This window comes from Frankia sp. BMG5.23, from assembly GCF_000685765.2.
GTDB classification, from domain to species: Bacteria; Actinomycetota; Actinomycetes; order Frankiales; family Frankiaceae; genus Frankia; species Frankia casuarinae.
Genome location: NZ_JDWE01000002.1, coordinates 1 through 20,587, shown reverse-complemented (window position 1 = coordinate 20,587; position 20,587 = coordinate 1). Strand labels below are relative to the sequence as shown.

Below are 20,587 nucleotides of genomic sequence, written 5' to 3'. Positions count from 1 at the left end.
GCGCGCCCGGCCGAGCGGCCGGCTACCACTCAAGAACGAAGGGCGTCCCCCGAGCATGGAAATGTCCGACGTTCACGCAGCGTGTGCCGTCGATCTCCAGGCTGGCCGTCAACGGCTGGTGCACATGCCCGAAGAGCACGTAGCGCGGCCGGATCGCGTGAATGGCTTCGAGGATCGCCACACTGCCGCGCTCGAAGCGGCGTGCCTCGATGTCGTAGACCAGCTCGGGGATGTGCGGGGGGATGTGGCAGCACAGGACGTCGACCTCGCCCACCGCGGCGACCTTGGCGGCGAAGGCGTCGTCGTCAATCTCGTAGGGGGTGCGCATCGGGGTCTGTAGCCCCCCGCCGACGAAGCCGAACCGCAACCCCCCGATCGTGGTGGTCTGCCCGTCCAGCAGGGTGACGCCGTCGCGCAGGTACTCGGGATACAGGTGCGGCAGATCGACGTTGCCGAAGGTCAGGTAGGTCGGGGTCGGGAACGCCGCGAACAGCGCCTCGTACTGACGGCGGATGGCCGCCTCCACGATCTGCGTACGGTCCCCGCCCAGGCTCGCCCACAGCGTCCGGGACCATTCCCGGGCCTCGTCGAACCGCTGGGCGTTACGCAACTCGATCATGCGACCCACGGCCTCGGCGCCGAACAGGTCGCCCATGATGCCCCGGCCGTGATCGTGGTAGTCGATGAAGAGGATGAGATCACCCAGACACACGAACGCGTCGGCCCCCTCGCCCGCCGCCGCCAGCGCATCCGCCCGCCCGTGCACGTCGCTGACCACGTGGACCCGCATGGCTGGAAGCTTAGGCGCCGACAGGGGTCCGTCGCCCCTACTCGAACGGTCCATCCGGCCGATGAGGGATGCCGTGCGGATCCCGGGCATATCTCAGGACGTATCCCCGGCGGTCGCGCTCACCGGCGACGATCACCGGCCGGACACCGTCGAAGGGAACCCTTTGCCCCCCGCAAGGTCGCAAACCGCCTGCCCGGAGGCTAACGTCTGATGCCCTGGCCTGGCCTTCCGTTCTTCCGTTGTTCCGTGCTTCCGTTGTTCCGTGGCGTCGTCCTCCGGCGCGCACAAGCCATCTGGTAGGAGTAGCAGTGCGCGAGTACACCTCCCCGCCCCTGGTCACCATCGCCGACGATGCGACCCTGACGGACGCCGTGTTCCGCAACGCGGCGGCACATCCGGACAGTACGCTTATCCAACACAAGATCGACGACGAGTTCGTCGGCATGACCGTCCGCGAGTTCCACGATCACGTCGTGGCCACCGCCCGGGGCTTCATCGCCCGCGGGGTGCGGCCCGGGGACCGCGTCGGTCTGGCGAGCCGGACCCGGTTCGAGTGGACGATTGTCGACTACGCGGCGTGGCTGGCCGGAGCCGTCTGCGTGCCGATCTACGAGACCTCCAGCCCGGGCCAGATCGAGTGGATCCTGCGGGACGCCGGCGTCGAGGTTCTCGTGGTCGAAAACGACGAGCTCGCCGAGCGGGTCGCACAGATACGCGACGGCGTTCCCGCGCTGCGGGAGGTCCTCGTCATCGAGCACGGGGCGCTGGCCGGTCTCGCCGTGGACGGCGCAGGCATCGCGCCGGAGCGGCTGACGGCGGCCCGGGCGTCCGTCAACGCCGACAGCCTCGCGACGATCATCTACACCTCGGGGACCACCGGCCAACCGAAGGGCTGCGAGATCACCCATCGCGCCCTGCTGTTCACCGCCGAGGCGGCCATCGCCACGCTGCCCGAGCTGTTCGCGCCCGGTGCGTCCACACTGCTGTTCCTCCCGCTGGCGCACGTGTTCGCCCGCATGCTCCAGGTGGGCGTGGTCCAGGGGGCGTTCACCCTCGCCTACACCCCGGACTCGCGGACCCTGCTGCCCGATCTCGCCAAGGTACGCCCGACCTTCCTGCTCTCCGTGCCCCGGGTGTTCGAGAAGGTGCACGCCGGGGCACGCCACAAGGCGCACGCCGAGGGCAGGGGTTGGATCTTCGACGCCGCCGAGAACACCGCGGTCGCCTACAGCCGGGCTCTCGACGGCGGCGGCCCCGGCCTGCTCCTGCGGCTGCGGCACCGGCTGTTCGCCGCGCTGGTCTACGGCAAGCTCCAGGCTGCGCTCGGTGGGCGGGCCCGCTACGCGGTCAGCGGCGGGGCGCCGCTGGGTGAACGCCTCGGCCACTTCTTCCGCGGGATCGGGTTCACGGTGCTCGAAGGCTACGGTCTGACCGAGACCAGCGCGCCGGCCGCGGCGAACCGGCCGGGCAACGTCCGCATGGGCACCGTCGGCCAGCCCTTTCCTGGCGTGACGATCGCCATCGCCGATGACGGGGAGATCCTCATCCGCGGTCCCCTGCTGTTCCGCGGCTACCGCAACAACGAGCTCGCGACGAAGGAGGCGCTCGACGCCGAGGGCTTCCTGCACACCGGCGACCTCGGCGACCTCGACGCCGACGGCTTCCTGCGGATCACCGGCCGCAAGAAGGAGCTGCTGGTCACCGCCGGTGGGAAGAACATCGCACCGGCGCCACTGGAGCACATCATCCAGTCCCATCCCCTGGTCAGCCAGGCGATGCTGATCGGGGACCGGCGGCCCTTCGTCGCCGCCCTCGTCACGCTCGATCCCGAGGCGTTCGACCGGTGGCGGTCCTCGGCGGGCAAGCCGGCCGGCGCGACGGTTGCCGACCTGATCGACGACGCCGGCCTGCGCACCGAGATCCAGAATGCGATCGACGCCGCGAACGCGACAGTGTCGCATGCCGAGAGCATCAAGAAGTTCGCGATCCTGCCGCAGGACTTCACGGTGGAGACCGGCGAGCTCACCCCGAGCCTGAAGGTGCGCCGCTCGCTGGTGCTCGACCGGTTCAGCCAGGCGGTGGAGGACATCTACGCTACCCCGCGCTAACCGTCCGGGCCGGCGAGCAGCGTGCGCAGGTCCTGCGCGAGGACGTCCCACCGCCAGCGCAGCTCGACCCACGCCCGCCCCGCGGCACCCATCGACGCCGCCCGGTCGGGGTCGGCAAGAAGATCACCGATGGTCGTCACGACCTGCGCCAGATCGGTACCGTCGATCACGATGCCGGTGTGCTGGTGCAGGACGGCGTCGGGGGAACCCCCACTGCGGCCGGCCACCACCGGCAGGCCGGTCGCCGACGCCTCAAGGAAGACGATGCCGAGCCCCTCGACCTCCAGGCCGGCGAGGCGGGAGCGGCAGGGCATCGCGAACACATCGCCCGCCGCATAGTGCGCCGGCAGTTCCTCCCACGGCACTGAACCAGTCATGATCACATGCTCGGCGACGTCGTTCTCCCGGGCGAGCCGTTCAAGGTCACCCCGCCGGGGACCGCCGCCGACGATCAGCAGCGCGGCGTCCGGTACGCGGCGCCGTACCATGGGCAGCGCCCTGATCATCATGTCCTGGCCCTTGCGGGCGACCAGCCGGCTTACGCACACCACCACCCGGCGGCCCGTCAGCCCGTGGCGCCGGCGCATCTCCTCGCGCCCGTGACCGGGATGGAACAGCGAGGGGTCGACTCCGCTGGGCAGCCGGGCGAAGGTGGGATGGCCGCCGAAGGCGGGCCGGATCCGGGCCCGGGTGTAGTCGGTCAGATAGGTGATGACGTCGGCCGCGGTGCCGATGCTGTGCAACGCCTGACGCGCCCCCGGCAGCGCCGCCCAGCCGACCTCGTGACCATGGGTGCTCGCGACCATCCTGCGCATGGCCGTGTCGCGGCGCAGCCGGGCTCCAAGCAGCCCGAGCGGTGCCGCGGCGCCGAACCACATCGTGTCGCATCCCTCCGCCCGGGCGATCTCTCTGGCTCGGCGCAGGACGTCCGGTGTCGGCAGCATTAGCGACGTGGTGTGCCGCACGACCGGGAAGTTCTGTTCGGCGTCGAAGGCGGCGGCGTTCTTCCAGGCCGGAGCGTAGACGACGATCTCGCCCTCGGGCAGCCGCGAGGCGAAGTTGTGCACGTAGGCCTGGATCCCGCCGGGACGGGGCGGGAAATCGTTCGTGACGGCCAGCACGCGCATCCGCTCATATTCTCCCACGGTCCCACCGCGTTTTCCCACGGCCCCACCGACGCCCGCGCCGGAATCCCCCGGCCGGGCGGGCTAGCCGGCGCGGCGACGCCGCGGCGTCTGGTCCGGCCGCGGCGCCTGGTCCAGCAGGGCCGTCCGCACGTCGGCGAGCGGGGGCAGCAGACCGGCGTCGGCGAGCAACCGCAATGCCTCGAGCTCCTCGGCGTCCCAGCCGACGGGCGGGCCCGACGCCGGGAGCAGGACGGTCATCATGCAGCCGGCGCACCTGACACCACGGGCGGTGCAGGAGTCACAGTCGATCAGCATCGTGCGCACCTTCCGGATCCGAACCGGTGGAGGTCGGCGACGACAAACAATCCGAGCACCGATCTCCCGACTTCACCGACGGTAAGTCCAGGGTCCGACAATTCTCGGCGGACAAGTCCCGCCCGGCGAAAGTCCCGCCCGGCGGATCCCCTACCGGTCGAGGCGGGCCAGCAGAGCGGCCGAGGGCACCGCCCGGGCTCCGGCTGCGACGCAGTTCTCCGCGACCTCCCGGTCGGAGGTGATGACGAAGACCGGACGGCCTTCCGGTTCCATCCGCGCCAGCCGGACGATCTCCTCGTCAGCGAGCTGCCCGGGCCGGCTGAACAGCACGCGCACCCCCCGAGGCATGGCGACACCCACCGGCCGGGCCACGACGGCGGTGGCGTCGAAGACGACCGTGACCTCGCTGTCGGGATTGCGGCCCGCGAGCGCACCGAGTCCGGACAGCAGCCGCTCACGCTGGGCCTGCAGGGTGAGGCGGCCGTAGCCCCGCTTGGTCACGTTGTACCCGTCGATGATCAGATGGACCCCGGGGACGGCCAACACCTCGTCGATCAGGGAGGGGTCGTCGTCCGGCCGCCCGCGGGCCCCGACGAACGCCTGCGGGCCGTTACTCGGACCGGCTCCGCCGCGAGCGATGAGATCCGCGGGCCTCGCGACCATCGTCGGGAGGTCGAGTTCGCGTCGCAGGCCGTGCGCCGAGGCGATCAGGGTGTCAAGTAGAACGCGCAACCGGGCGTCATCGACGCTGCGGGACTCGCGGCTGTCCCGGCGGGTGGAGGCGAGCGCGCTCTCCAGCTCCGCCACCCGGCCGCGCAGCCGCCGGGTCTCCGCCTCGGCATCCCGACTGGCGGCCAGGGCGGCGTTCCGGGCCGCCTCGGCCGCGGTCAGGGCCTCCCGCGTGGCCTGCTCGGCCTGCCGGATCCCGGCAGCGGACGAGCGCAGCCGCCGGCGAGCCTCGTCCGCCTCCGCCCGGGCCGCCTGCAGCTGCTCGCGCAGTTCCTCCTGCTCGGCCGCGGCGATGCGCTTGCTCGTCTCGAGTTGTTCGGTGAGCCGCAGTATCGTCCGCCCGGCCTCGTCAACCTGGCTGCGGGCCGCCGCCTCCGACGTGGACGCCGCGGCGACCTGGACCAGCTCCTGCCAGCCGGAGACCCGCAGCAGGTACGCGACCGCGGCGATCTTCTCGGGGGGCGCCGCGGGCGGCGGTCCGTCCGGCGAGCTGACGGCTTCGACAAGCTCGGGATGATGACGGTGGATCCACTCGGCGACCCGGCCGCGGAACACGTCACCGTCCACCGCCGCGGCCAGCGGAACGGCCCCCTGGCGGACACGGCGGGAGGGCTTGAAGCGGCGCACCGCGACCAGCGACGGCGGGACCTGCGACTCGGGAAGATCCGCCAGCGTCCGCTCGGCGAACTCGACGACATGCGCCCGCACCGGCGCCGGAAGCGGCTCACGCATGCGGCGAACCCGAGGGTGGCGACGAAATGTCCGTCATCACGCGCACGACGGAAAAACTGGGCGGGCCGTATCTCCAACGGCTCGTCCAACCGGCCAGACAGCAAGGCACGCGGGACTCCGGAGCCAATGGGGAGAACGATGACAGTACAGCTTATCGGGAGAGCTCAGGGCACTCACAGCCGCTACCGGCCGGATCGGTACGTCGCGGCCTACGGCTGGGCGGTCATTGTCTTAGGTGAAAGTCGGCTTATGTAGCCTCGCGAGGCGCGCCCCTTATGCTCGATTTCTTCCGAACGCGGCCCTGGCTGCGCCTGAGAGGATCATCGTGACCGACCAGAACCCGCCTCACCAGCCCCCCAGCGGTGACGGGAGCCAGGAGGCGTGGAGGCAGCCGAGTGATCCCTGGCACCAGCCCGCGGACGCCGGCAGCACCCCCACCTCCGGTTCGTCCTCTACTCCCCCGGCGGCCCCGGTCCCATCGTGGGGAGCGCCCCAGCCCGGCCAGCCGAACCAGCCCGACTCGGAGGAGACACGCCTCGCCTGGCCAGGCACCGCCCCACAACCGGGTGGGCAGCAGTGGGGCGGGCAGCCCGGCGGCCCGCAGCACCCCGGCGCCCCACAGCACCCCGGCGCCCCACAGCACCCCGGCGCCGCGCCAGGGTGGGGACAGCCCGGCGAACGGCAGGGCTGGGGACAACCGGGCGGCTGGCAACAGCCGGACCATCCCCCGGCCGCGGCTGCCGGGCCCTACCAGGGTGGGAGTGCCCCATACCCGGGGACGGTCGGCTACCAGGGCGCTCCCGACGCCTACCAGAGCCCCCCGGGGGCTTACCACAACCTCCCGGGGGGCTACCCGCCGCCCGGCGGCTGGCAGCAGGGCAGCCCGCTGCCTCCGCCCCGGCAGCGGGCCAATCCGCTGTTCATCATCGTGCCCCTCGCCGTGGTCGCCGCCATCGTGCTCGGTGTCGTGATCGCCCTCGCGGTGCGCGGCGGTGACGGCACCGAGATCGCCTCCCCGCCGGCCCCGACGGTGACCGTGCCCGACCTCCCGAACACCACTGCGACCGCGACCGCGACCGCCCCGACCGCCCCGACCGCGGCCGCCCCGACCGCGACCGCCCCGAACGGAGTGCCGAACTGCGTTCCGGTGACGCCACAGCACGCGCCGGCGGCCGGCACCGCGACGATCGGCGGGTCCGGCACCGCCGTCGGCCGGGCCACCTCCTCGGTCAGCGACTTCGAAGCCAGGGTCACCCTCAACAGCGTCTGCTCCACCACCGGCAAGGTGACCCAGTACGGCGACGCGCCCACCCAGGGGGCCTACTACGTCATTAACGTGACGGTCGAGGTGAGCCGCGGGTCGACGTCCGCCTCGCCGTCCGACTTCTACATCCAGACCTCCGACGGCACCCGGTACGACGGCAGCTACGAAAACGTCGCGCCACGGCTGTCGGTGTCGACTCTCAAGGCCGGGCAACGGGTCCGGGGCAACATCGTCATCGATGCGCCGCCCGGGCACGCCATCCTGAACTGGGAACCGCTGTTCGCCGTCGATCCGCCGAAGTTCCAGCTCTGACCGCCGCGTACCCCTACGAACCGCTGAAACCGCCAGAACCCCTGAAACCGCCAGAACCGCGCCAGACCGGTACCCGGCTCAGCCGAGGGCGGCGCGGATCCGCTCGGCCACGGCATCGAGCTCGGCCGAGTCGGGGTTGTGGTCGGCGAGCCTGAAGTCGATCTGCGTCTCGTCCTCGATCGGCAGGAGATGCACGTGGACGTGCGGGACCTCCAGCCCGGCGACGAGCGCGGCCACCCGCCGAGGTCGGAAGGCCGCGTCGATGGCGCGGCCCACCGTCGCCGCGGCGCTCCACAGCGCGGTCTGGAGGTCATCGGGTAGATCGATCCAGTGGTCGATCTCGGTGCGGGGAACAACCAGGGTGTGTCCCGGCCGGATCGGCGCGATCGTCAGGAACGCCACCACATGCTCGTCGGAGTAGACGATGCGACCGGGAAGCTCGCCGTTGATGATCCGGGTGAAGACGCTCGGCATGGGTGCGACCCTATCGACCGGGTCGTCCGGCACGTGACGACAGCACCCGATGGCCGATGGCCGTTCACCCGGCCGTCGAGCTGTCACGTTTTCCGCTGGGCGCGCCGGGAGTCCGGCCCCGCGGGAGTCCGGCCCGCCGGGGTGTCAGACGAAGGGGCGCGCAAATCCCGCTGGCCCAACCGTCATCACCCGGAACTCATTACCCTCCGGATCCTTGAGAACGTATCCGCTCTCCCCGTCGTCGTCGTACCGGGATACCCGGCGGGCACCGAGGGTCGACAACCAGCCGATCACACGCTCCGCGTCGACGGCGTAGAGATCCAGATGAAGCCGGTTACGGCCGGCATTGCGCTTCGCCCCGGGCCTGAGAAGGAGCTTGGGTCCCGCGCCGGCCGGGTGACGCAGGATCGCCCCGTCGTCACGCCGGCTCACCTCGTATCCCAATGCGGCGGACCAGAAGCGCACCATCACGTCAACGTTCAAACAGTCGACCGCGACCCGCGCCACTCGAATGCCGTTCGTCTCGAACCATGCCACCTGGGCATGATTCCGCATTCGACGCACGCAGGCCTGCCGAGTGGGCCGCACGCTTGAGCGCACGCCCCGACAGAAGCACCAGACTGCCCCGACGGGACCATGAACGGGACAACCGCGGAGAATTTCGTGGCCAATACCGGCCCGTGGCACACCCGGCACCCTACGGAGCAGGTAGCGTTAGTCGTTTTCCACCGGCCCGCGACCCGGAACCTCCATGACCCGGAACCTCCATGACGACGTGCGGCGAGGCGGACCTGCTTTCGCATCCGGGTCCGCGGACGATCCCGGGCGCAAAACTGTCGGGGGTGGGACCTACCGTGACGCCGTGCGCCCAGATCCCGCCCCGGACCGTCCCCGGCCGCCCCGACAGGGCAGGCTGGATGATCTCGGTCGTCCGTTGGCGGACGTGACCTTCGTCGTGTTCGACCTGGAGACGACGGGCACCTCCCCGGGACGCGACGAGATCACCGAGATCGGCGCGGTCCGGGTCCGCGGCGGCCGGATCCTCGCCGAGATGGCCACCCTGGTCCGGCCGGGCGTCGGCATCCCTCCGATGGTCTCGGTGCTCACCGGCATCACCGACGTGATGGTGGCGACGGCGCCGCCGGTCACGCAGGTGCTGCCTACCTTCCTGGAGTTCGCCCGCGGCGCCGTTCTCGTCGCCCACAATGCCCCGTTCGACCTCGGCTTCCTGCGCGCCGCCGTCGAGCTCTGCGGCTATCCGGTACCCGTCTGGGAGTATCTGGACACGTTGCGTATCGCCCGGCGGGTGGTCACGAGAGACGAGAGCCCCGACTGCCGGCTCACGTCGCTGGCCTCGCTGTTCCGCAGCCCGGTCGAGCCCCGCCACCGGGCGCTGGCGGACGCCCGGGCCACCGTCGACGTGCTGCACGGGCTGTTCGAACGGCTCGGCAACGCGGGCGTGACCACCCTGGAGGACCTGCACGACTACAGCTCCCGGGTGTCGCCGGCCCAGCGACGCAAACGGCATCTGGCCGACGGCCTGCCGACGGGCCCGGGTGTCTACATCTTCCGGGACGCCGACGAACGAGCCCTGTATGTCGGCACCTCGCGTTCGGTGCGCTCCCGGGTCCGTACCTACTTCACCGCCAGCGAGCCCCGGACGCGGATGGCGGCGATGGTGGCGCTGGCCGAGCGGGTTGACGCGATCGGATGCGCGCACGCCCTGGAGGCCGAGGTCCGGGAACTGCGGCTGATCGCCGAGTACAAGCCGCCGTACAACCGCCGATCCCGCTTCCCGGAGCGCTCCGTGTATCTCAAGCTCACCGACGAGCCATTCCCACGGCTTTCACGGGTGCGCGCCGCCCGTGACGACGCGACCTATCTCGGGCCGTTCGGCAGCGTCCGCGCCGCCGACGCCGCCGCCGAGGCGCTGCTGGCCGCGGTGCCGCTGCGCCAGTGCTCCGGGCGCCTGTCCCCGCGCGTGCGCCGGTCCGCCTGTACCCTCGCCGACCTCGGCAGATGCGGAGCGCCGTGCGACGGCCGGGAGGACGTGGCGAGCTACGGCCGGCACGTCGCCGCCGCCCGGGCCGCCATCACCGGCGATCCGGGCCGGGTCATCGCCGCCTCGACGCGGCGGATCGACCGGCTGGCCGCCGAGCGGCGCTACGAGGAGGCCGCCGTCCAGCGGGACCGGATGATCGCGTTCGTCCGCGCAGCCGCACGTGCCCAGCGGCTGTCGGCCCTCACCGGGGTCGCCGAGCTCGTCGCCGCGGCCCCGACCGCCGAGGCCGGCTGGGATCTGGCCGTAGTGCGTCACGGTCGGCTGGTGTCGGCGGCGAGCGTGCCGCCCGGTGTCGATCCGCGGCCCTGGGTCGACGCCGCGGTCGCCAGCGCCGAGACGGTGCGGCCGCGGCCCGGTCCGGCCCCGTGCGCCTCCGTCGAGGAGACCGAACGCATCGCCCGTTGGCTCGGTGGGCCTGGGGTGCGGCTCGTGCGGCTGGAGGGCGAGTGGAGCTGGCCGGCCGCGGGCGCCATCCGCGCCGCAGCCGGATTCGGTGCGGCCCCCGGCCGGTCGGTACGTGCGTATGACGGTGACGGATGGTTCCCGTCGGCCTGACGTGACGTGCTCCGTCAGGCCGGGCGGCTACTGCCGGCCGCCGCCGGGTGGCTGCTTCTCCTCGACGAAGAACCCGGTCACGGCCTTGCCTGCGCGGCGCGCAAGCCCCTTGCCGTGACCGTCGCCATGCCCGTTGGCCGCCGGCAGCTCGAACCGGTCCGTCGGGACGAGCGGATGGTCGGGGACGGGAGTCGGCTTCGGGCGGTGGTCCTCCACGAACTCCCCGCTGGGAAGCTGGCGGATGATCCCGGTCTCGATGCCGTGATGCTCGATCTCGGCGTCCTTCTGGTTGAGCGCGATGCAGATCTTCTTCGTCACCGCATAGGCGATCGGTGGCACGACGATGAGCCCGATGCGGCCGGCCCAGGTCATCGCGTTCAGCGAGATGCTGAAGGTCTTGGCGATGATGTCGTTACCACCGGAGATCATCAGCACCAGGTAGAAGCTGATCGCCATCGCGCCGATCGCGGTCCTGGTCGGCGCCTCCCGTGGCCGCTGCAGCAGGTTGTGCGGCTTCGTGTCCCCGGTGAACCTGGCTTCCAGCGCGGGATAGAGCGCCGCCAGCGTGAACAGGATGCCCGGCAGGACGGCAGTCGGCCAGAACACCGCGGGGATGGTGTGCCCGAGCCCGCGGAACTCCCAGGGCGGCATGAGCCGGGTCGAGCCGTCGAGGAAGCCGATGTACCAGTCCGGCTGGGAGGCCGAGCTGACCTTCGACGGGTCGTACGGGCCGAACATCCAGATCGGGTTGATCTGGGCGAGACCGCCGAGCAGCGCGAGCATCGCGAAGACCAGCATGAAGAACCCGCCGGACTTCACCGCGAACACGGGGAAGACCCGGTGGCCGACGACGTTGTCCTCGGTCTTGCCCGGCCCGGGGAAGTCCGTGTGCTTCTGGTGCCACAGGATGCCCATATGCGCGCCGATCAGGGCGAGCAGGACACCCGGCACCAGCAGGATGTGCGTCACGTAGAGCCTGGGCAGGAAGTTGACGCCCGGGAACTCCCCGTTGAACACGAGGAACGACGCCCACGTCCCGATGATCGGGATGGACTGGGCGATCGAGGCCGCGATCCGCAGACCGGTGCCGGAGAGCAGGTCGTCCGGGAGCGAGTAGCCGGCGAAGCCCTCGAGCATTGACAGGGCGACCAGACCGATGCCGATCAGCCAGTTGGTCTCACGGGGCTTGCGGAACGCGCCGGTGAAGAACACCCGGAACATGTGCACGATCATCGACGCGACAAAGACCAGCGCGGCCCAGTGGTGGATCTGGCGGAACACCAGACCGGCCCGGGTGTCGAAGCTGATGTCCAGCGTCGAGGCGTAGGCCCGGCTCATCTCCACGCCCTTGAGCGGGACGTAGGAACCGTTGTAGATGACCTCGGTGTTCGACGGGTCGAAGAACAGAGTCAGGTAGATGCCCGTCAGCAGCAGCACGACGAAGCTGTAGAGGGCGATCTCCCCGATCATGAACGACCAGTGGTCGGGGAAGACCTTGTTCAGGTTGCGCCGCAGAAAGGCCTGGTTGCCGAACCGTTCGTCGAGCTCACGGTTGGCCTTCCGGATCGGGCCCGGCCGCTTGACGAACTCGGGGGCGGATGCGGTGGTCATGAGCGCTCCCAGAAGGCGGCACCGACGGGCTCGTGGTAGTCACCGTCACGGGCGTAGAGGAACCCGTCCTTGTCCGCGGCGATGGCAAGCTGTGGCAGGGACCGGCTGGCCGGCCCGAAAATCGCCCGACAGCCGTCCCGCACGTCGAAGACGGACTGGTGGCAGGGGCAGAGCAGATGATGGGTCTGCTGTTCGTACAGGCTGACCGGGCAGCCGGCGTGCGTGCAGATCTTGGAGTAGGCGACGTGGCCGTCGACGCCCCAGTCCTCCCGGCCCTTGCGGGGGCGGTCGACCCCCGGTGGCAGCCGGATGAGCAGCGTCGTGCTGTCGGCCTTGGTCTGGACATCGGTCTTCGGCTGGTACGCAACGGTGCCGTCGGACTCGGTCACCGGAACGGCCGGGAACACCGTCTCGATGCCGCCGATGGCGACGTCGCCGAGCTTGACGTAACGGCCGTCCTCCGTGACGAGGCGGGCACCCTTCACCCAGCTCGTGTGGTCGAGCTTCTTGCCCGGCTTGGTGTTCGTCAGGTTCAGCAGCGGCACCACGATCAGCCCGCCGAGCACGGTGCCCGCCCCGAGCAGGGTGCGGCGCAGCAACGGGTAGCGCGCGAGGCCGGTGTCGGCGAACCCGGCCGCGATCTCCTCCTCGGTGACGGCGATCTCCTCCTTGGAGGAGGCGAACGCGTGGCGCTCCTGCACGGCCTGCTCGTGCGGCATCAGCCGCTTGGCCCACAGGATCAGGCCGATGCCGAGCCCACCGACGGCGAGGCCCAGCGCGGCCCCGAGGGAGGGGGTGTAGTACGCCTTGTACTTGTCACCGACGAAGTTGGTGACAACGAACCCGACGGTGCCGATCACCGAGATCAGGAACCAGCCGGCAATCAGCCGCTCCGCCCGCCGCTCGGCCCGGCGGTCCACGTCCTGCGCGCGCGGCGGACGGACGGTCACCCCACCGGCGGCCCGCTCCCCGTAGGTCGGCTGGATGACCCCCGCCTGCGGGCGAACGGCCGTGGTCGCGGGCTCACGGGTCGAATCGGTCTGGTGGGGCGGCGTGCCCAAGGCCTCCGGGCCGTCCGACGTCCCGGCCGGGACGTCCGGGCCGCCGGCGGACACCCCGGATCCCCCGGCGGGCTGGCCGGAGGTGTCCACCGGGTGTTTCGCCCTTCTGAAGATGCTGCTCATCGAGTCCTGGTCAGATTCGTCGGCCGGTTCGCCCTGGTAGCCCGGGTAGTGCATGCGCCGGTCCGTCGGAACGGACGGCTGGTCCGCACCGGAATCCGCCGGCCCCGGCGTGCCCCGGCCCGTCTGGTCACTCATACCTTCTGCCTCGCTCCGATCCACAGGCACACACCCAGCAGGGCACCGACGCCCACCAGCCAGGCCAGCAGTCCCTCGGGCACCGGACCGTAGTTACCGAGGCTGTACCCACCGGCGCTCGGCGCTTCCTTCATGTGCTTGATGTAGGCCGCGATCGCGGTCGCGTCCTCCTCGTTGAGCTGGCGCGGGCCGAACACCGGCATCGACTCCGGCCCGGTCCGCATGGCCTCGACGACCTGCACCGGGGTGGCCTCGCTCAGCGAGGGGGCGAACTTGCCGTAGGTCAGCGGCGCGCCCTGCCCGACGGCCTGATGGCACTGCGCGCAGTTGGCCCGATACAACTCGCCGCCGTGCGACAGGTCGGCGTCGTTGAGCGCCGCGTCCGTGACCTTCGGCACCTCCTCGCCGCCGCCAAGGCTCTGGATGTACGCGGCGAGCTGGTCGATCTGGGTCGCCGAGTAGATCGGGGGCTTGCGGTCGGCCTGCGCGGCGGGGGCGGCCAGCGGCATCCGGCCGGTCGACACCTGGAAGTCCACCGCGGCGGCGCCGACGCCGATGAGGCTGGGCCCGGTGTTCGTGCCCTGCGCTCCCAGCCCGTGGCAGGTCGAGCAGCCCTGCAGGTACAGCGCCCGGCCCTGCCGGACCGCCTCGTTGGCGTCCGGGGTCTGCGCGGCGTTGCCGCCCGGCGCCAGCACCGTCCACAGCACCCCCGTGGCCAGCAGGCCGAGGACCATGACCAGCGCGGAGGACCTCCGGCGGCGGCGCGCGGACGAACGGCGTCCGCGCGAGAACCGCTTCGTGGCGGTGACCGACACCGAGGATCGCGACGCCGCAGTGCCCGACGCCGGGGTGCCCGACGGTGGGATGCCCGACGGCGTGTCCGAGGATGACGAGGTGCCCGAGGATGCAGTCATGTCGCTCACTGGAGGAGGTAGATGGTCGCGAAGAGGGCGATCCAGACAACGTCGACGAAGTGCCAGTAGTACGACACGACGATCGCCGAGGTCGCCTTCTCCGGTGTGAAGCGCCCGTACGTCGATCGGCCCAGCACCATCAAGAAGGCGACGAGACCGCCGATCACATGGAGCCCGTGGAAACCGGTGGTCAGGTAGTACACCGATCCGTAGGCGTGCGATGCCATCGTGAACTTGTTCTCGCTGAAGTACTCGTTCGCCTGGCCGCCGACGAACACCAGACCCATGATCAGCGAGATCAGGTACCAGCGCCGTAGCCCGTACACGTCACCACGCTCGGCGGCGAACACGCCGAGCTGGCAGGTGACGCTGGACAGGACCAGGATCACGGTGAAGAACAACGCGTACCCGACGTGCAGCTCCACGGGTCCGTGTTCGGATCCGGCGGGGTCGCCGGTGACCGGCGGCCAGTTGCCGCTGTTGACCGAACGGATCGTGAAGTACATCGCGAACAGGGACGCGAAGAACATCAGCTCCGACGACAGCCACACGACCGTGCCAACCGAGACCATCGAGGGACGGTTGGCCGTCGGGTGTGGTGGAGGAGCCTTCTCGAGGACGGGGGCTGAGGCCACGTCGGTCATTCTGGCACGGGACGGCCCACGCGCCACTGTAGGTTCGACGTTCGGTAGGACTACGACCCGTCGATGACCGCCCCGAATCATCGTGGCGGCTGCCTCGCCTGCCCGGCAAAGCCCTGCCGTAGCTGGAAAAACGCAGGTCACAGCGATGTCAGTTGGCCTACGAACGACGCGGAGCGACAAGGCTGACCCGGCCGATGTTGCGTGCCTCACCCGCGACACACCGGCCCGCCAGCGCCCTCCGGCGGGCACAGTCGAGCCAACACGGACACCCCCGACCGCGCCGTGACCCCCGACCGTGACGTGACGTGACGCCGGGCCGGGGCGGGCCTCAGCCGGACATCGCGGCGAGCGCCCGCAGGCCGTCCGCCGGCAGGGCGATGCCGCCCTCCGAGCCGGGATCGACCGCGAGCAGAAGATCGTCGGACGGCCAGATCCGGCCCAGGGCCGCCACCTGGACCGTGCGGTAACGCGCCACCTCCGGCAGCGCCTCGGCCAGGCGTTGCTCAGAGGTGAACGTCGGGACGAACTGGGTGCCGTCCTGCCGTTCGGCCACCGGCAGCTGCAGGAGGCTGTCGTCCTCCTCCGACAGATCGGTGATGTCGTTACCGAGGTCGGGCAACAGGACCTCGGCGGCGGCGAGGTCACCGAGCGCGGCCCACTCGTCCTTGCCCTCGGCGAGGCGGTGCAGCGCGGCCCGCGCGGCCGTGCCCTGCGCGGAGGGGACGCCGGGCGGGACGGCGGCGCCGGGGCGGATGCGGTCGGGACGTAGCTGGTCATCGGTCACGGGTGGCTCCCTGACGTGGATGAACGTGCTGACGTTGACGGGCGGACGGACGTGCCGACACGGACGCGTGCCCTAGATGTTCCGCCTACCCATCCCGCGGCGCGCGAACCGACTACCCGCGGATGCGTCCGACCTCACCCGCGACGGGGACCCGCGGCCGTGACCGGCCGTGGCCAGCCGTGGCCAGCCGTGGCCAGCCGTGACCGTGACCGGCAGGCAGCGGCCGGGTGAGCCGGTCAGGACCGCAACGCGAGATCCGCGATGAGGACACGCCGGGTAGCTCCGGTCAACGGCGTCGCCTCGCTGTACTCCGGGTGTTCCACGACAAGCTCGACCGGCACGCCGGGGTCGCGGAAGGCGTCCCGGAGCGAATCGGTCAGCGCGAAGCGCACCATGTGCACGGAGACGGTCTCGGTGGGCATGTCGGGATCCTCGTCAAGGCCGGGGATCTCCTCGCCCGCCACCCGGATTCCGCCGATCTCCAGGGCGAGACTGTGCTGCAGCCCGGCAAGCCGCCCCAACTCCTCGCGGACGGTCTCCAGAACCGAGAGCTCGATGAACACCGTCGCCGTGAGGACGTGGCTGGAGGGTAGCAGGCGGGAGTAGGCATCGATCTCGTGGGCGACGTCGGCGGAGGCGGTCAACCGCTCGGTGTAGACCATCTCCTGCACCTGGTAGCGCAGCGTCTGCTCGTTTTCGAACTCGAGGACGACGATGTCCCCGACCCGTACCCGGCGTTCGGCGCGCACCAGGATCATCTGGCTGCGCAGCCGCAGCCGGCGCTCCGCGTACGCCTGGTGGTCGGTGGTGATGTCGGCGATGGTCAGCGCCACCGTGCGATCTCCTGTCCGGAAATGCTGGGATCCGTAAACGGGCGGGCGGTCCAGGAACGGCCGAGGGCCCACGAATCGGCCGAGGGCCCACGGCGCGGGAGCGACGATGCGAGCCGGGGTGGCGACGAGGGACTACTGACATCGCCCCCGCCACCCCGGCCCGGTAGATCGAGAAACCCCGACGATCAGGCGTCGGCCGTCTCCTCGGCCGACAGCGCGTCGAGGGCCTTCTTGAACCGACCGGCGTGGGTCTTCTCCGCCCGGGCGAGGGTCGAGAACCAGTCCGCGATCTCCTCGAAGCCCTCCTCGCGGGCGGTCTTGGCGAAGCCCGGGTACATTGCGGTGAACTCGTAGGTCTCGCCGGCGACGGCGCTGGCCAGGTTCTTCGTGGTCGTACCGAGGGGCTCGCCCGTCGCCGGGTCGCCGACCTCCGCGAGGAAGTCCAGGTGCCCGAAGGCGTGACCGGTCTCGCCCTCCGCGGTGTCGCGGAACAGCGACGAGGCGTCGGTCAGCCCCTCGATGTCGGCCCGGCGGGCAAAGTAGAGGTAACGCCGGTTCGCCTGGCTCTCGCCGGCAAATGCCTCCTTGAGGTTCTCGTGGGTCTTGGTGCCGTCAAGCTTCGGCATGAAGCGCTCCTTGTGGATGGGTGTTCACTGTTGGCCGGTCCCGGCCGCGCCGCGGGCCGGGCCGGAGCCGTTCGCCTGACAGTCCGGGCACAGCCCCCGGAACCGCAGGTCGTACCCGGTGATGGCGAATCCCGAGCGACACGCGATCTGGGCCATCATCCCGTCGAGGACGGGATGATCAATATCGACCGCCCGACGGCATCCGTCGCAGACCACGTGGTCGTGACGACTCGTGTTGGCGTCGTACCGGGCCGCCGTGCCGTCGCCCAGGTTCAGCTCGAGCGCTCGGCCGGCGGATACCAGCAACGCCAGTGTGCGGTACACGGTCGCACTGCCGATCCCCGGGGATACGGTCCGCACCCGCTCGTGGACCTCGGCCGCGGTCGGATGGTCGCGGGCGGCAGCCAGCACCGCCAGCACGGCCATCCGCTGCGGAGTGAGACGAAGATCGGTCTGGTCGTTCATAGGATCACGCCCGTCGTACGGCGGTGGAACGCCCCAGGCCGCCGGCGATCACGCTCGAGGCGTCACATGGTCCGGCCGGCATCAGGATCCACCGGTTGAGAACGATTCTCAGTATCACTCCCGGGACGATCCGAAGGCAACCAGGGAGCTGTGATCCCGACCTCACCCGGCCCGGCGAGGGCCAGTCGGGCGATGCGACACGGGTCACGTCCAACGGTCCGCGGGAGGTAGCCTGCACAGGACAACTCTCACATGGCAGCGTCCACTTCCGAGGCGCCCGGAGCTCCGGGTGCCTGGAGTTCCGAGGTGCCTGGAGGGCGGTCCGCAGTTCACCGCTGGTCGGCTCGCCGCCGGTCGGCGGTGGTCACCTCTCGCGAAAGGCCCGCGGACGACATGAGCACCGTCCTCGTCTACGCCGACCGAGCGGATGTGCGCGAACACGTCCGGAACGCGATCGGCCGTCTCCCCGCCGCCGACCTCGGTCCGATCGAGTTCGTCGAGGCCACCGACGCCCCCGAGGCGATCGGCGTAGTCGATCATCACGAGGCGGATCTGTGCGTCTTCGACGCGGAGGCCACCCCCAGCGGGGGCATGGGGCTCTGCCGGCAGCTGAAGAACGAGGTCACCAACTGTCCGCCGACCATCCTGCTGGTCGCCCGCCCGGACGACCGCTGGCTCGCCACCTGGTCCCAGGCGGATGCGGTGGTCACCCATCCGATCGATCCGGGTCTACTCACCGAGGCGGTCGTGACACTGCTGCGGGCGCGTGCCGGCGGCGCCGTGGCCCGTCGGCCGCTCACCGGCGCCCAGCTCGCCCACTGAGATCCAGGGCTTCCGAGGTATGACCACCGTTGGCGCATCCCACTCCCACACCGGCCGCTCCCCCGCCGGGGCGTCCCCCGCCGGGGCTCTCCCGACCGCCGGGACGAGCTGGCCGGAGCTGATAGGAGCATTGCTAGCGGGCGAGTCCCTGGACTCCGCGCGCACCGCCTGGGCGATGCAGCAGATCATGGCGGGGGTCGCCTCGCCCGCGCAGGTGGCCGGGTTCGCGGTGGCGCTGCGGTCCAAAGGGGAGACGCCGGAGGAGATCGCCGGCCTGGTAGAGGCCATGCTGGCCAGTGCCACGCCCCTGAGCCTGTCCGAGCGGGTACGGGCCCGCGCCGTGGACACCTGCGGGACCGGTGGCGACCGTTCCCACACCGTGAACCTGTCGACGATGGCCGCGCTGGTCGTTGCCGGCGCGGGTGTGCCGGTGGTCAAGCACGGAAACCGGGCCGCGTCGTCATCCTGCGGCTCGGCGGACCTGCTCGCGGAGCTCGGTGTCGTGGTCGACCTGTCGCCGTCCGGCGTCGAGGCGTGCCTGGCTACGGCCGGCATCGCCTTCTGCTTCGCCCAGGTCTTCCACCCGGCGATGCGGCACGTCGGCGGGGTCCGGCGCGAGATCGGCGTGCCCACCGCGTTCAACATCCTCGGGCCGCTGAGCAACCCGGCCCGCCCCGGCGCGCAGGCAATCGGCGTCGCCGACGCGCGGCTCGCTCCCGTCGTCGCCGGGGTGCTGGCGGACCGGGGCACCCGGGCGCTGGTGTTCCGCGGCGACGACGGGCTCGACGAGCTCACCCCGGTGACGACGTCCGCCGTGTGGGTCGTCGCGGCCGGCGCCGGACAGCCGCGCCGCGAGCGGTTCGACCCCCGCGACGTCGGCATCCACGTCGCGGACCACGCCGCGCTGCGCGGCGCGGACGCCCGTTACAACGCCGCCGTCACCCGGTCGGTGCTCGCCGGTGAGCCCGGACCCGTCCGCGACGCGGTCCTGCTCGCCGCCGCCACCGCCCTGGTCGCCGCGGCCGGCCCCTCCGATGCCCCCGTCACCGAGCAGATCGCCGCCGCCCTGCCCCGGGCGGCCGAGGCGGTGGACTCCGGTGCCGCCCGGGCCGTCCTGGAGCGCTGGGTGACCGCGAGCCAGAGCGCCGCAGCGGTTGACGCGGCGGCGGCCACGGCTCTCTGATCCCGCCCGGGTCGGGGCCCCCGAGGGAAGGGCGACCCCGACCCGGGCGGGATCAGTCCTCGGGCACCGGCGGGTGCCAGAAGTTCTCGAAGACCAGGCAAGTCACGAACACCACGACCAGAAGCGCACCGAGAATGATCATCCAGACGCCGAAGACGAGGCCCATCGCCGCCGTCACCGAGCTGGCCCCGATGAAGAACGGATAGTAGCTGCCCGGGGTGAAGTGCCCGAGCTCCCCAGCCCCGTCGGCGACCTCCGCATCCGGCAGGTCCTGCGGGCGCATCCCGATCCGCCGGCCGGTGAAGATCAAGTATCCGCCGACGAGCAGGCCGAGCCCCGTGGTGAGGGTCAGCGCGGCCGTGCCGGTCGGGTCCTTCGACCAGAACCAGTACACCAGCGCGGCGGCCCCGGCGAAAACTCCGAAGAAGTTGAAGATGATGCCTTCCACCTTCATGCCATGGCCGCCTTAACTGATCTCGGGAGTCGCGTGGTAGTCGATCCGGCCGATCGTGGCCGGATAGTGCAGGTCGAACGCCGGGCGTTCGGAGCGGATGCGCGGCAGCGTCCGGAAGTTGTGCCGCGGCGGGGGGCAGGAGGTCGCCCATTCCAGCGAGTTCCCGTAGCCCCAGGGGTCGTCGACGACGGCGAGTGGGCCCTTGCGGTAGGAGTGCCAGAGGTTGTAGATGAACGGCAGCGTCGAGAGGGCGAGCAGGAACGAACCCGCGGACGAGATCGTGTTCAGCGTGGTGAACCCGTCGTTCGGTCCGTAGTCGGCGTACCGGCGGGGCATACCCTGCACGCCGAGCCAGTGCTGCACCAGAAACGTCGTGTGGAAGCCGAGGAAGACCGTCCAGAAGTGGATCTTCCCGAGCCGGTCGTTCATCAGCCGGCCCGTGACCTTCGGGAACCAGAAGTAGG

21 protein-coding genes are annotated in these 20,587 nt (G+C 70.9%); 5 read left to right on the top strand and 16 right to left on the bottom strand.

Going from position 1 to position 20,587, the window contains the following annotated elements; translation table 11 throughout:
• Nucleotides 1–22: 22 nt before the first annotated feature.
• Nucleotides 23–790 carry a metallophosphoesterase gene (locus tag BMG523DRAFT_RS01160; protein ID WP_043590148.1) on the bottom strand — a complete coding sequence of 256 codons (768 nt, stop codon included), beginning with the start codon at nt 788–790 and terminating at the stop codon, nt 23–25.
• Nucleotides 791–1,098: 308 nt separating this feature from the next.
• Here BMG523DRAFT_RS01160 and BMG523DRAFT_RS01155 point away from each other — a divergent pair, with 308 nt between their 5' ends.
• Nucleotides 1,099–2,898 carry a long-chain fatty acid--CoA ligase gene (locus tag BMG523DRAFT_RS01155; protein ID WP_011437482.1) on the top strand — a complete coding sequence of 600 codons (1,800 nt, stop codon included), beginning with the start codon at nt 1,099–1,101 and terminating at the stop codon, nt 2,896–2,898.
• Here the strand turns inward: BMG523DRAFT_RS01155 and BMG523DRAFT_RS01150 are convergent.
• The 3 genes from BMG523DRAFT_RS01150 to BMG523DRAFT_RS01140 all read right to left on the bottom strand — a co-directional run bounded on the left by BMG523DRAFT_RS01150 (nt 2,895) and on the right by BMG523DRAFT_RS01140 (nt 5,801).
• Nucleotides 2,895–4,025: a glycosyltransferase family 4 protein gene (locus BMG523DRAFT_RS01150; protein ID WP_043590146.1), complete on the bottom strand. Its 1,131-nt coding sequence runs from the start codon at nt 4,023–4,025 to the stop codon at nt 2,895–2,897. The genes BMG523DRAFT_RS01155 and BMG523DRAFT_RS01150 overlap by 4 nt on opposite strands.
• 81 nt (nt 4,026–4,106) lie before the next feature.
• Nucleotides 4,107–4,340 carry a hypothetical protein gene (locus tag BMG523DRAFT_RS01145; protein WP_011437484.1) on the bottom strand — a complete coding sequence of 78 codons (234 nt, stop codon included), beginning with the start codon at nt 4,338–4,340 and terminating at the stop codon, nt 4,107–4,109.
• A gap of 150 nt (nt 4,341–4,490) precedes the next feature.
• A complete protein-coding gene (locus BMG523DRAFT_RS01140) occupies nt 4,491–5,801 on the bottom strand; it encodes an NYN domain-containing protein (RefSeq protein ID WP_011437485.1) in 1,311 nt (436 codons plus the stop codon).
• A 325-nt stretch (nt 5,802–6,126) separates the two neighbouring features.
• On the opposite strand from BMG523DRAFT_RS01140, the gene BMG523DRAFT_RS01135 reads away from it, so the two are divergent.
• Complete coding sequence (locus BMG523DRAFT_RS01135) at nt 6,127–7,377, top strand: DUF4352 domain-containing protein (protein ID WP_043590144.1); 1,251 nt, start codon at nt 6,127–6,129, stop codon at nt 7,375–7,377.
• Between the two features lie 78 nt (nt 7,378–7,455).
• Here the strand turns inward: BMG523DRAFT_RS01135 and BMG523DRAFT_RS01130 are convergent, their stop codons facing one another.
• Complete coding sequence (locus BMG523DRAFT_RS01130) at nt 7,456–7,851, bottom strand: HIT family protein (RefSeq protein ID WP_011437487.1); 396 nt, start codon at nt 7,849–7,851, stop codon at nt 7,456–7,458.
• A gap of 144 nt (nt 7,852–7,995) precedes the next feature.
• A complete protein-coding gene (locus BMG523DRAFT_RS01125; protein ID WP_011437488.1) occupies nt 7,996–8,406 on the bottom strand; it encodes a VOC family protein in 411 nt (136 codons plus the stop codon).
• A 307-nt stretch (nt 8,407–8,713) separates the two neighbouring features.
• Here BMG523DRAFT_RS01125 and BMG523DRAFT_RS01120 point away from each other — a divergent pair, with 307 nt between their 5' ends.
• Nucleotides 8,714–10,468, top strand: a complete 1,755-nt coding sequence (locus tag BMG523DRAFT_RS01120) for a DEDD exonuclease domain-containing protein (RefSeq protein WP_011437489.1) — start codon at nt 8,714–8,716, stop codon at nt 10,466–10,468.
• 27 nt (nt 10,469–10,495) lie between these two features.
• On the opposite strand, the gene BMG523DRAFT_RS01115 is transcribed toward BMG523DRAFT_RS01120, so the two are convergent.
• From BMG523DRAFT_RS01115 to BMG523DRAFT_RS01080, 8 genes are all read right to left on the bottom strand, one after another.
• The gene (locus tag BMG523DRAFT_RS01115; RefSeq protein ID WP_011437490.1) at nt 10,496–12,079 is read right to left on the bottom strand and encodes a ubiquinol-cytochrome c reductase cytochrome b subunit; all 1,584 of its coding nucleotides are present in this window, start codon (nt 12,077–12,079) and stop codon (nt 10,496–10,498) included.
• Nucleotides 12,076–13,398, bottom strand: a complete 1,323-nt coding sequence (locus tag BMG523DRAFT_RS01110) for a Rieske 2Fe-2S domain-containing protein (protein WP_011437491.1) — start codon at nt 13,396–13,398, stop codon at nt 12,076–12,078. Before BMG523DRAFT_RS01110 ends, BMG523DRAFT_RS01115 begins: the two co-directional genes overlap by 4 nt.
• Nucleotides 13,395–14,312 (bottom strand): c-type cytochrome, encoded by a 918-nt coding sequence (locus tag BMG523DRAFT_RS01105; RefSeq protein ID WP_043590198.1) that lies wholly within the window; start codon nt 14,310–14,312, stop codon nt 13,395–13,397. The genes BMG523DRAFT_RS01110 and BMG523DRAFT_RS01105 overlap by 4 nt, the downstream gene beginning before the upstream one ends.
• Nucleotides 14,313–14,317: 5 nt before the next feature.
• Nucleotides 14,318–14,956 carry a heme-copper oxidase subunit III gene (locus BMG523DRAFT_RS01100; protein WP_035941687.1) on the bottom strand — a complete coding sequence of 213 codons (639 nt, stop codon included), beginning with the start codon at nt 14,954–14,956 and terminating at the stop codon, nt 14,318–14,320.
• Nucleotides 14,957–15,284: 328 nt separating this feature from the next.
• On the bottom strand, nt 15,285–15,740 hold the full coding sequence (locus BMG523DRAFT_RS01095) for an SseB family protein (protein ID WP_011437494.1): 456 nt from the start codon (nt 15,738–15,740) through the stop codon (nt 15,285–15,287).
• Nucleotides 15,741–15,976: 236 nt separating this feature from the next.
• Nucleotides 15,977–16,573 (bottom strand): DUF3501 family protein, encoded by a 597-nt coding sequence (locus BMG523DRAFT_RS01090; RefSeq protein WP_011437495.1) that lies wholly within the window; start codon nt 16,571–16,573, stop codon nt 15,977–15,979.
• Between the two features lie 185 nt (nt 16,574–16,758).
• On the bottom strand, nt 16,759–17,199 hold the full coding sequence (locus BMG523DRAFT_RS01085; protein WP_011437496.1) for a rubrerythrin family protein: 441 nt from the start codon (nt 17,197–17,199) through the stop codon (nt 16,759–16,761).
• A gap of 24 nt (nt 17,200–17,223) precedes the next feature.
• Nucleotides 17,224–17,664: a Fur family transcriptional regulator gene (locus BMG523DRAFT_RS01080; RefSeq protein ID WP_011437497.1), complete on the bottom strand. Its 441-nt coding sequence runs from the start codon at nt 17,662–17,664 to the stop codon at nt 17,224–17,226.
• A gap of 393 nt (nt 17,665–18,057) precedes the next feature.
• On the opposite strand from BMG523DRAFT_RS01080, the gene BMG523DRAFT_RS01075 reads away from it, so the two are divergent.
• Nucleotides 18,058–18,486 (top strand): response regulator, encoded by a 429-nt coding sequence (locus tag BMG523DRAFT_RS01075; protein ID WP_011437498.1) that lies wholly within the window; start codon nt 18,058–18,060, stop codon nt 18,484–18,486.
• Between the two features lie 19 nt (nt 18,487–18,505).
• The gene (trpD, locus tag BMG523DRAFT_RS01070; RefSeq protein WP_011437499.1) at nt 18,506–19,669 is read left to right on the top strand and encodes an anthranilate phosphoribosyltransferase; all 1,164 of its coding nucleotides are present in this window, start codon (nt 18,506–18,508) and stop codon (nt 19,667–19,669) included.
• A 52-nt stretch (nt 19,670–19,721) separates the two neighbouring features.
• Here trpD and BMG523DRAFT_RS01065 read toward each other — a convergent pair whose 3' ends face one another.
• On the bottom strand, nt 19,722–20,123 hold the full coding sequence (locus tag BMG523DRAFT_RS01065; protein ID WP_011437500.1) for a cytochrome c oxidase subunit 4: 402 nt from the start codon (nt 20,121–20,123) through the stop codon (nt 19,722–19,724).
• Between the two features lie 12 nt (nt 20,124–20,135).
• Nucleotides 20,136–20,587 (bottom strand): cbb3-type cytochrome c oxidase subunit I (locus BMG523DRAFT_RS01060; RefSeq protein ID WP_043590139.1); only part of this gene is annotated, 452 nt, incomplete at its 5' end.

Bases quoted from the DNA above. Each gene is read 5' to 3' on its own strand.
- BMG523DRAFT_RS01085 (WP_011437496.1), bottom strand. From the start codon at position 17,199: ATGCCGAAGCTTGACGGCACCAAGACCCACGAGAACCTCAAGGAGGCA.
- BMG523DRAFT_RS01065 (WP_011437500.1), bottom strand. From the start codon at position 20,123: ATGAAGGTGGAAGGCATCATCTTCAACTTCTTCGGAGTTTTCGCCGGG.
- BMG523DRAFT_RS01125 (WP_011437488.1), bottom strand. From the start codon at position 8,406: ATGCGGAATCATGCCCAGGTGGCATGGTTCGAGACGAACGGCATTCGA.
- trpD (WP_011437499.1), top strand. From the start codon at position 18,506: ATGACCACCGTTGGCGCATCCCACTCCCACACCGGCCGCTCCCCCGCC.
- BMG523DRAFT_RS01160 (WP_043590148.1), bottom strand. From the start codon at position 790: ATGCGGGTCCACGTGGTCAGCGACGTGCACGGGCGGGCGGATGCGCTG.
- BMG523DRAFT_RS01075 (WP_011437498.1), top strand. From the start codon at position 18,058: ATGAGCACCGTCCTCGTCTACGCCGACCGAGCGGATGTGCGCGAACAC.
- BMG523DRAFT_RS01110 (WP_011437491.1), bottom strand. From the start codon at position 13,398: ATGAGTGACCAGACGGGCCGGGGCACGCCGGGGCCGGCGGATTCCGGT.
- BMG523DRAFT_RS01105 (WP_043590198.1), bottom strand. From the start codon at position 14,312: ATGACTGCATCCTCGGGCACCTCGTCATCCTCGGACACGCCGTCGGGC.
- BMG523DRAFT_RS01150 (WP_043590146.1), bottom strand. From the start codon at position 4,025: ATGCGCGTGCTGGCCGTCACGAACGATTTCCCGCCCCGTCCCGGCGGG.
- BMG523DRAFT_RS01080 (WP_011437497.1), bottom strand. From the start codon at position 17,664: ATGAACGACCAGACCGATCTTCGTCTCACTCCGCAGCGGATGGCCGTG.
- BMG523DRAFT_RS01145 (WP_011437484.1), bottom strand. From the start codon at position 4,340: ATGCTGATCGACTGTGACTCCTGCACCGCCCGTGGTGTCAGGTGCGCC.
- BMG523DRAFT_RS01130 (WP_011437487.1), bottom strand. From the start codon at position 7,851: ATGCCGAGCGTCTTCACCCGGATCATCAACGGCGAGCTTCCCGGTCGC.
- BMG523DRAFT_RS01115 (WP_011437490.1), bottom strand. From the start codon at position 12,079: ATGACCACCGCATCCGCCCCCGAGTTCGTCAAGCGGCCGGGCCCGATC.
- BMG523DRAFT_RS01140 (WP_011437485.1), bottom strand. From the start codon at position 5,801: ATGCGTGAGCCGCTTCCGGCGCCGGTGCGGGCGCATGTCGTCGAGTTC.
- BMG523DRAFT_RS01100 (WP_035941687.1), bottom strand. From the start codon at position 14,956: ATGACCGACGTGGCCTCAGCCCCCGTCCTCGAGAAGGCTCCTCCACCA.